Origin of the sequence: Marinimicrobium locisalis, from assembly GCF_039822625.1 — a bacterium.
GTDB classification, from domain to species: Bacteria; Pseudomonadota; Gammaproteobacteria; order Pseudomonadales; family Cellvibrionaceae; genus Marinimicrobium; species Marinimicrobium locisalis.
The window spans coordinates 1-7,846 of record NZ_JBDLLG010000042.1 but is presented as its reverse complement, the minus strand read 5'-3'; the positions used below and the strand labels follow the sequence as shown (position 1 = coordinate 7,846).

General features: G+C 58.8%; 9 protein-coding genes. 6 read left to right on the top strand and 3 right to left on the bottom strand.

Annotation, left to right across the window (positions count from 1 at the left end):
- The coding region (locus AAE514_RS18030; RefSeq protein WP_347332960.1) for an integron integrase at positions 1-1,015 on the top strand (1,015 nt) is incomplete at its 5' end.
- A gap of 15 nt (positions 1,016-1,030) precedes the next feature.
- On the opposite strand, the gene AAE514_RS18025 is transcribed toward AAE514_RS18030, so the two are convergent.
- From AAE514_RS18025 to prlC, 3 genes are all read right to left on the bottom strand, one after another.
- Positions 1,031-1,327, bottom strand: coding sequence for a DUF3175 domain-containing protein (locus AAE514_RS18025; protein ID WP_347332959.1), 297 nt, complete (start codon positions 1,325-1,327; stop codon positions 1,031-1,033).
- 202 nt (positions 1,328-1,529) lie between these two features.
- Positions 1,530-1,778 carry a YheV family putative zinc ribbon protein gene (locus tag AAE514_RS18020; RefSeq protein WP_347332958.1) on the bottom strand — a complete coding sequence of 83 codons (249 nt, stop codon included), beginning with the start codon at positions 1,776-1,778 and terminating at the stop codon, positions 1,530-1,532.
- 3 nt (positions 1,779-1,781) lie between these two features.
- Positions 1,782-3,839 carry an oligopeptidase A gene (gene prlC / locus AAE514_RS18015; protein WP_347332957.1) on the bottom strand — a complete coding sequence of 686 codons (2,058 nt, stop codon included), beginning with the start codon at positions 3,837-3,839 and terminating at the stop codon, positions 1,782-1,784.
- A gap of 127 nt (positions 3,840-3,966) precedes the next feature.
- On the opposite strand from prlC, the gene AAE514_RS18010 reads away from it, so the two are divergent.
- The 5 genes from AAE514_RS18010 to AAE514_RS17990 all read left to right on the top strand — a co-directional run bounded on the left by AAE514_RS18010 (position 3,967) and on the right by AAE514_RS17990 (position 7,751).
- The gene (locus AAE514_RS18010) at positions 3,967-4,530 is read left to right on the top strand and encodes a gamma carbonic anhydrase family protein (protein ID WP_347332956.1); all 564 of its coding nucleotides are present in this window, start codon (positions 3,967-3,969) and stop codon (positions 4,528-4,530) included.
- Positions 4,531-4,541: 11 nt separating this feature from the next.
- On the top strand, positions 4,542-4,766 hold the full coding sequence (locus AAE514_RS18005) for a putative signal transducing protein (protein ID WP_347332955.1): 225 nt from the start codon (positions 4,542-4,544) through the stop codon (positions 4,764-4,766).
- Positions 4,767-5,026: 260 nt separating this feature from the next.
- Entirely contained in the window at positions 5,027-6,382 is a 1,356-nt protein-coding gene (locus AAE514_RS18000) for an alanine/glycine:cation symporter family protein (RefSeq protein ID WP_347332954.1), read from the top strand.
- A gap of 129 nt (positions 6,383-6,511) precedes the next feature.
- Positions 6,512-7,195, top strand: a complete 684-nt coding sequence (locus AAE514_RS17995) for a hypothetical protein (RefSeq protein WP_347332953.1) — start codon at positions 6,512-6,514, stop codon at positions 7,193-7,195.
- Positions 7,196-7,319: 124 nt separating this feature from the next.
- Positions 7,320-7,751, top strand: a complete 432-nt coding sequence (locus tag AAE514_RS17990) for a c-type cytochrome (protein ID WP_347332952.1) — start codon at positions 7,320-7,322, stop codon at positions 7,749-7,751.
- Positions 7,752-7,846 lie beyond the last annotated feature (95 nt).

Here is a 7,846-nt window from a genome sequence, read left to right as displayed (position 1 = left end):
CGAAATAGTCTCTACGTTTAGGCCGAAATTATACTGGATTTCCACAGGAATTTACGAAGAGCCTTTTTTGGAAATGGTTCGGGGCGAAGTTCGTTTGCGTGGCTACAGTATTCGAACCGAGAAGACTTACTTGTTTTGGATCTACCGCTTTATTCTGTTTCACGGAAAAAAGCATCCCAGCAATATGGGCGCGCCCGAAGTCAAAGCGTTCTTGACATGGCTTGCCACCAAAAAGGATGTTGCGGTCAATACTCAAAAAGTGGCGCTCAACTCCCTCGTTTTTCTCTATCACAAGGTGCTCAAAGCAGACCTTGGTGAGCTGGACTTTAAGCTCGCTACCAAGCAGCGGCATTTGCCTACAACGTTGACCAAGAGGGAGGTTGGTCTGATTCTTCAGCATCTTCCCGGTAGGGACCGACTCATTATTTCGTTGTTATACGGTAGCGGGCTCAGGGTGACCGAGTGCCTTCGGCTTCGTGTCCAGGATGTCTGCTTTGATCGCCTTTCCCTGACTGTGCGTGACGGCAAGGGCAATAAGGACCGGCAGACACTGTTGAGTGCCTCCGTTGTGTCGGCTTTGCAGCAACAGATCGAGGCTGCTTTGACTATTCAGGAGGAGGATAACACCGGCGGCATAGGGCCCTCGATGCCCGGAGCACTGGGAAAGAAGTACCCGAGTGGTTATCGTACACCAGCCTGGATGTTTATTTTTCCCTCCTCGGGGCTTTGCCAGCACCCCTCTACCGGCGTTACGTGTCGCCATCATGTCCATGAATCGGTTATCCGCAAGTCATTGCAGCGAGCGGTTAGAGCCGCCGGCATCGGCAATAAAAGAGTCAACTGCCACACTTTTCGGCATTCCTTCGCAACGCATTTGCTGGAAAGCGGCTATGACATTCGCAGTGTTCAGGAGCTGCTGGGTCACAACGATGTGAAGACCACACAGATTTATACCCATGTGTTGGGGCAGCACTATGCGGGGACTCGGAGCCCGTTGGATACCTTGGTTGATTAACGGCTTTCTGGCGCGCTATTCTTTTCCGTAGAGTACTCGTAGCTCGTGTTTGGCGTCCTCTAAAACGGTCAGCTGCTCTTCATCCAGTTGCTTACCGGCGCGATTGATGTAGAACACCAGCATGGACATGGCTGACTGAAAGGGGTTGGCCTTGCGGCGATCGCTCGATTCGGCGGAGTCTTTGAGCGACTGCGCAATCTTCTTTGGATCTTTCCACGTGAAAACGCCTTCGTCCAAGTCCAGGGCGTCGCTCTTCTCTGTCACCTTCTGGGACCATTGGGAACGGGAGGATGTTTTCTGCTTGGCAGCCATTGTTGTGTCACCTAGCGAGACATTCAAAATTAAATCACTCAACCCCACACCAGCTGGGGCTGATTGGGTTGTTTGATAAAGGTATCAGCTGGGGTGGGGATTGCAAGGTGGCATGGTGGGTGGCGCGCTTCGCGCTTACCGCACCCTACGGGCCCGAGGCGTTAGGCCGCTCCGTCTTGCGGGCTTTAGAATAAGTGAGTGGTCACTTGTCGTCAGGGGGAATGATTTTTACGACCTGCTCTTGGGCTTTGCGTTCTTCCTCGGTGGTGTTGACGCGGGTTTCGGGTTCGCGGTACTGGGGCTGGATGTGCTGCTCTTGCTTGAAGCCGCAGCTGACGCATTCGCGGAAGTCCCTACCCTCCTCGTCGTTGTAGACGCGGATGCGGTCCATGGCGGAGCAGCGGGGGCAGATGGCCCCGGCGATGAACCGGGGCGTTTTGCTGAATGCCATGAATCAGGCGGCCTCTTCGTCAATGCCGCTGTGGCGCAGCAACGGCTGTATGCTGGGTTCGCGGCCGCGAAAGTTGACGAACAGCTCCATCGGTGGGCGGCTGCCGCCTTGTTGGAGGATTTCCTTCAGGAAGCTTTCGCCGGTCTCGCGGTTGAAAATGCCCTCTTCTTCAAACCGGGAAAACGCATCGGCGGAGAGCACTTCGGCCCATTTGTAGCTGTAGTACCCCGCCGCGTAGCCACCGGCAAAAATGTGGCCGAAACTGTTTTGAAAGCGGTTGAATGCCGGTGGTTTAACCACCGCCACCTGGTCGCGCACTTCATCCAGCAGTTGCTGCGGCGCCTTGGGGTTGTCCGGGTCGTACTCCGCGTGCAGGCGAAAATCGAACAGGGAAAACTCCAGTTGCCGCAACATTTGCATGCCGGACTGGAAGTTTTTGGCCGCCAGGAGTTTATCGAGCAGGCTTTGGGGCAGAGGTTCTCCGGTTTTGTAGTGGCCGGAAATCATCGGTACCACGTCCGGCTCCCAACACCAGTTTTCCAGAAACTGGCTGGGCAGCTCCACCGCATCCCAGGCCACGCCGTTGATGCCGCTGACCGCCGCCACATTAATTTGCGTCAGCATATGGTGCAGGCCATGGCCGAACTCGTGAAACAAGGTGGTCACTTCGTCGTGGGTGAGCAGTGAGGGTTTCTCGCCCACGGGCGGGGTGAAGTTACACGTCAAAAAGGCCACTGGCCGCTGCACGCCGCTGTCGGTTTGCCGACGCACGCGGCAGTCGGCCATCCAGGCGCCGCCGCGTTTGTTTTCCCGGGCGAAGATGTCGAAGTAAAAGCCCGCGATGTGCTCACCGTCTTTGTAAATTTGATAAAAGCGCACATCTGGATGCCAGCTATCGAAAGAGGCGACGGGAATAATATCGATATCGTAAAGGCGTTTAACCACCTCAAACAAACCGGTGATCACCCGCTCGGCGGGGAAATAGGGCCGCAGGTCTTCCTGAGACAGCGCATAGTCCGCTTGGCGCAGTTTTTCACTGTAGTAGGGCATGTCCCAGGCTTGTAGGTCGGTGCAGCCTTCTTGTTCGGCGAACGCTTTTAATTGCTCAAAGTCTTTTTCCGCCAAGGGCTTGGACTTGTCAGCCAGTTCGTTCAGAAAACCAATCACCTGTTCGGTGCTGTCGGCCATTTTGCTGGCCAGCGACCGCTCGGCGTAGTTGTTAAAGCCCAGCAGTCTGGCCAGTTCGTGACGCAATGCCAGGGTTTCATCAATAATGGCGGTATTGTCCCATTCGGCGGCGCTACTGCCATCGGCTTTCTGGCCCTCGGCCGACGCGCGGGTGACGAAGGCGGTGTAGGCCTCGCGGCGAAGGGCTCGGTCATCGGCGTAAGTCATCACCGCCAAAAATGACGGGATATCGAGCGTAATAACGTAGCCGTCCAACTCTTTCTGTTTAGCGGCCTGGGCGGCCTGCTCCAACGCGGACTTCGGCAGCCCCTGCAGATCGGCCGGGTCGGTAAAATGTTTGTACCAAGCCTGGGTGGCATCGAGCACGTTGTTTGAGAACTGAGTGGAGAGTTCCGACAGGCGCTTTTTAATCTCACCGTAACGCTTCTTGGCCTCGCCTTCGAGAGTGACACCCCCAAGGCGAAAGTCCCGCAGGGCATGATTGATCGCCTGCCGCTGCGCCTGGCTTAGCTGCTTGTATTCGGCGCTGTCTGCCAAAGCCTGGAAGGCCTCATAGAGGCGCTCGTCCTGACTGATTTCGGTATTGTGTTCGGTCAGCAGGGCCACGCTGGCGTTGTAGGCTTCGCGCATTGCCTCGTTGTTGCAGACGGCATTGAGATGGCTGACCGGGGCCCAGGCTTGCTCCAGGCGATCCTCCTCCGCCTCCAGCGGCGCAACGAAATTATCCCAAGTGGGCTGTTCTAGCCCCTTGAGCAGCTGCTCGCGGTGGGCGCGATTCTCCTCAATCAACTGACGGATGGCCGGCTCCACGTGCTCCGGTTTGATGGCGGAAAACGGGGGCAGTTCGTGAGCTTCCAGCAAGGGGTTGGCCATAGGTGTCTTCTCCAATATTCACTCTCAATATTCGCGCTTAACTGCGGGGAACGCTACCATGATACACCCATAGGGCCATAATCACCGGTCCCGAGGTTTAACGACTGACTGAACGAGGTAACGTTCTATGAGTGCATCTGACGCTCTGGCGCCAGGCCTTCGCGCCTACCAAGGCTATACGCCGACAATCGGCCAGCGGGCCTATGTGGACCCGGCCGCCGTGGTCATTGGCGACGTCGCCCTCGGGGCCGACGCCTCGGTCTGGCCCTGCGCGGTCATTCGGGGCGACATGCACCGTATACGTATAGGCGAACGCACCAGTATTCAAGACAACGCCGTCCTCCACATCACCCACGCCGGCCCCTACAACCCCGACGGCTACCCCCTGACCATCGGCAACGACGTCACCGTGGGGCACTGCGCCACCCTGCACGGCTGCACCGTGGGCGACCGCGTGCTGGTCGGTATCGGGTCCACCGTGCTGGACGGCGCGGTGGTGGAAGATGAAGTGATCATCGGCGCCGGCACCCTTGTCCCACCGGGCAAGCGGCTCGAAAGCGGCTACCTTTACGTAGGCTCACCCTGTAAGCAAGCCCGCCCGCTCAAAGACAGCGAGCGGGAGTTCTTCCGCTACTCCGCGAGCAACTATGTGAAACTGAAAGACACTTACCTCAACGACAGCGGCGAATAGAGGGCCAAACCATGCACGAGATTTACATGCCGGAGAACAACATCGAGGCCTACCTGGTCCAGGGGTTGCTCGAATCCGAAGGAGTTGAGTGCGAGATTCGCGGGGAGTATCTGCCCGGGGCGGCGGGGGAGCTGCCGGCGGGGAATACCATCTCGCTGTGGGTGCATGAAAATGAGATCGAGGCCGCCAAAGCCGTATTGAAGCGGTATGAGGCGGGGGAGTTTGCGGCGGAGTAGATTTGGAGAATGGATAGGAAGTTTAGGGGTGGTGGGTGACGGGGAGTTAATTGGTAGGTGGCGCGCGCTCCGCGCGCTTACCAACCCTACACGACGGTTAGACGGTTAAATGTGGCACTGAGGTCGGGGCGAGGTAGAGCCTTCGCAGACTCTCTGAGGCATGGATGCCGATGAGAAGCCCCCATGGACGGGTTCACGGCGGGTCTGCGAAGGCTCTACCTCGCCCCGACCGGACACGACTAGTACGACTGGGAATATTTATGGAAGCGGTATTTACGGCATTTGCGAGTTTTATGTGGGGTATGCCCCTGGTCATACTGTTGGTCGGGGGTGGCGTCTTCTTTGTGGTCTACTCCAAAGGGCTGCCCTACCGCCACTTCCGCCACGGCATCCACATTCTTTGGGGCTACTACGACAACCACGACGACGAAGGCGACATCCCCCACGCCCAAGCGCTGAGCACCGCCCTCTCCGGCACCCTCGGGCTCGGCAACATCGCCGGCGTGGCCCTGGCCATCACCATGGGCGGCCCCGGCGCCGTCTTCTGGATGTGGGTCACCGCCGTTATCGGCGTAGCCACCAAATTTTACACCTGCACCCTCGCCGTCATGTTCCGAGGCAAAGACAGCCTCGGCCAGCTTCAGGGCGGCCCCATGTACGTGGTACGCGAAGGCTTGGGCAAACGTTGGTGGCCCCTGGCCGCCCTATTCGCCGTGGCCGGCCTCCTGGGCACCATGCCCGCCTTTCAGGTCAATCAGCTAGTTCAGATCATGCGCGAAGTGGTCGCCATCCCGGCGGGGTTGGCCACGAACGACAGCCATTTTACCTTTGACTTGATTCTTGGGCTGATCGTCGCCGGGCTGGTCCTGCTCGTCATCACCGGCCACATTCGCCGGGTGGGCCACGTCACCTCCCGGTTGGTGCCGGCCATGGTATTCATTTACCTCACCATGACGGTGATTCTGCTAGTGCGCTATGCGGGCGAAATTCCCGCCGCCTTCGCCCTGATCGTCAGCGACGCCTTCTCCGGCCAGGCCGCCGCCGGAGGCGCCATCGGCACCGTCATACTGATGGGCGTGCGCCGGGGTGCCTTCTCCAATGAAGCTGGCATTGGCACCGAATCCATGGCCCATGGCGCCGCCAAAACCAAAGAACCCGTGCGCGAAGGGCTGGTGGCCATGATGGGCCCGGTCATCGACACGCTTCTGGTATGCACCTGCACGGCGCTGGCGATTCTGGTGACCGACAGCTGGCAGGTCGACAGCGACATCGATGGGGTAACCTTGACGGCCCAGGCCTTTGAAACCGCCTTTCCGGGTTTTGGGGCCTACCTGTTGGCGCTGGTGGTGGCCCTTCTCTCCCTCAGTACCGTTTTGACCTTCTGGTATTACGGCAGCAAATGTCTCGGCTTTCTAGTGGGGGCGCAGCATCAGCACCACTACGTGTGGATTTACACGGCCCTGGTGATATTAGGCAGCATTGTCAGCCTGAAGGCTGTGGTGGGTTTGGTCGACGGACTCTACGCCACCATGGCGATTCCCACCATGATTTCAGCGTTGTTGCTGGCGCCGAAGGTGAACCGTGCCGCAAAGGCCTACTTCGAACGCCATCCCTGAACAAGTTTATGCAACGTATAAACGGTTTTTTACGCAACCGCAGAGCTTGGCGTTTGTCCAACAAAAAGGCATGAGCGTATATTCCCCTTGAGGTTTCGCGCCCGCGCACCCGTCTGATTTGGAGGCCCTATGCAGCAATCGACCCTGTCCCGTGGCGTTACCCTGGCTTGCGTGTTGGCGGCCGCCTTGGCGCTCTCCGCCTGTAGCCAGCGGCCTTATATTCCAGTCGCCGATGAGACGTTAGAGCCCGCCGCCAAAGGAAATTTTGATTTCGTCTTTGTCGCCGAGGGGGAACGTATACCCCGGTTCGACACGGTGTTCGTTGAACCGGCCGAAGTCACCCTCAGCGAGTACTGGCTAAGAGAGCACCGGGGCGATTACACCGACCGGGACCTGGAGCGTATTCATCGCGAGTATGCACGCCTGCTTGAGGAGGCGCTAAAAGAGGGGCTCATGAAGCAGACCGGTGTGACGGTGACCGGAAACCGCGAGGAGGCGGACTTGGTGCTCGCCCCCCGGCTGCGCGACCTGAACATCTACGGGCCGGACCTGAGCGTGCCGGGCATCACTCGCCACTACACCCAGGATGCCGGCAATGCCACCTTTGACCTTGTGCTGCGCACGCCGGAGGGAGAGGCCCTCGCTCAATTTGTCGACCACCGGGAGGCCGACGGACTGATGACGAACCGCCTGGAATGGACCAGCCGGGCCACCAACTACCGGCACTTCCGCCAGCTGATGGAGCACTGGACCCGAAACCTGACCCAGTACCTGCTGATTGGCGGGGCGGTACCCTCCGCGGAGGCTCCCTAACTCCACCCGTCAACCACTGACCTTTGCGCCCGGCGCTCTTGTGGCTATAATGCGCCCTCGCGGCTCTACGCCGGACCGAACATCACAAGCGAGGCACCGCCTCCCATAACGAGGACCAAGCACCGTGAGTCTAGTCAAGAAACGCATCAGCCTGTTAGTGGCTGTCAGTCTGAGCCTGCTCTCCGCTTTGGCGGTGGCTCAGTCCAAAGAAGTAACGGAGGCGATCAAGGCCCGCCTGGAGCCCGTAGGCGACGTTTGTATGGCCGGTGAGGACTGCGCCGCCGCGCCCGCAGCCAGCGCCAGTAGTGGCGAGCCCCGTGACCCGGCCGATATATACGGCAGCGCTTGCGCCACCTGCCACGACGCCGGCGTCTCCGGCGCGCCCAAACAGGGCAGCGCGGATGATTGGGCCAGCCGCATCGACAAAGGTACCGAGACCCTGTACGACCATGCCATCAACGGCTTCAACGCCATGCCGGCCATGGGCTTGTGCAGCGATTGTTCCGAAGAGGAAATTAAGGCGACCGTGGATTATATGGTCGAAGAGAGTAGTTAAGAGTTACCTCGGTGGTGGCGGATGCGCCTTTGGCTTATCCGTATATGGTCTCCTCCCCGTTTGCAAGGTCTCAGTGCTCGATGTCAGGGACAGGT

What these genes read in the sequence shown, in the direction of transcription:
- prlC (WP_347332957.1), bottom strand. Translation starts at nt 3,839, where the DNA reads ATGGCCAACCCCTTGCTGGAAGCTCACGAACTGCCCCCGTTTTCCGCC.
- AAE514_RS18005 (WP_347332955.1), top strand. Translation starts at nt 4,542, where the DNA reads ATGCACGAGATTTACATGCCGGAGAACAACATCGAGGCCTACCTGGTC.
- AAE514_RS17995 (WP_347332953.1), top strand. Translation starts at nt 6,512, where the DNA reads ATGCAGCAATCGACCCTGTCCCGTGGCGTTACCCTGGCTTGCGTGTTG.
- AAE514_RS18020 (WP_347332958.1), bottom strand. Translation starts at nt 1,778, where the DNA reads ATGGCATTCAGCAAAACGCCCCGGTTCATCGCCGGGGCCATCTGCCCC.
- AAE514_RS18000 (WP_347332954.1), top strand. Translation starts at nt 5,027, where the DNA reads ATGGAAGCGGTATTTACGGCATTTGCGAGTTTTATGTGGGGTATGCCC.
- AAE514_RS18025 (WP_347332959.1), bottom strand. Translation starts at nt 1,327, where the DNA reads ATGGCTGCCAAGCAGAAAACATCCTCCCGTTCCCAATGGTCCCAGAAG.
- AAE514_RS18010 (WP_347332956.1), top strand. Translation starts at nt 3,967, where the DNA reads ATGAGTGCATCTGACGCTCTGGCGCCAGGCCTTCGCGCCTACCAAGGC.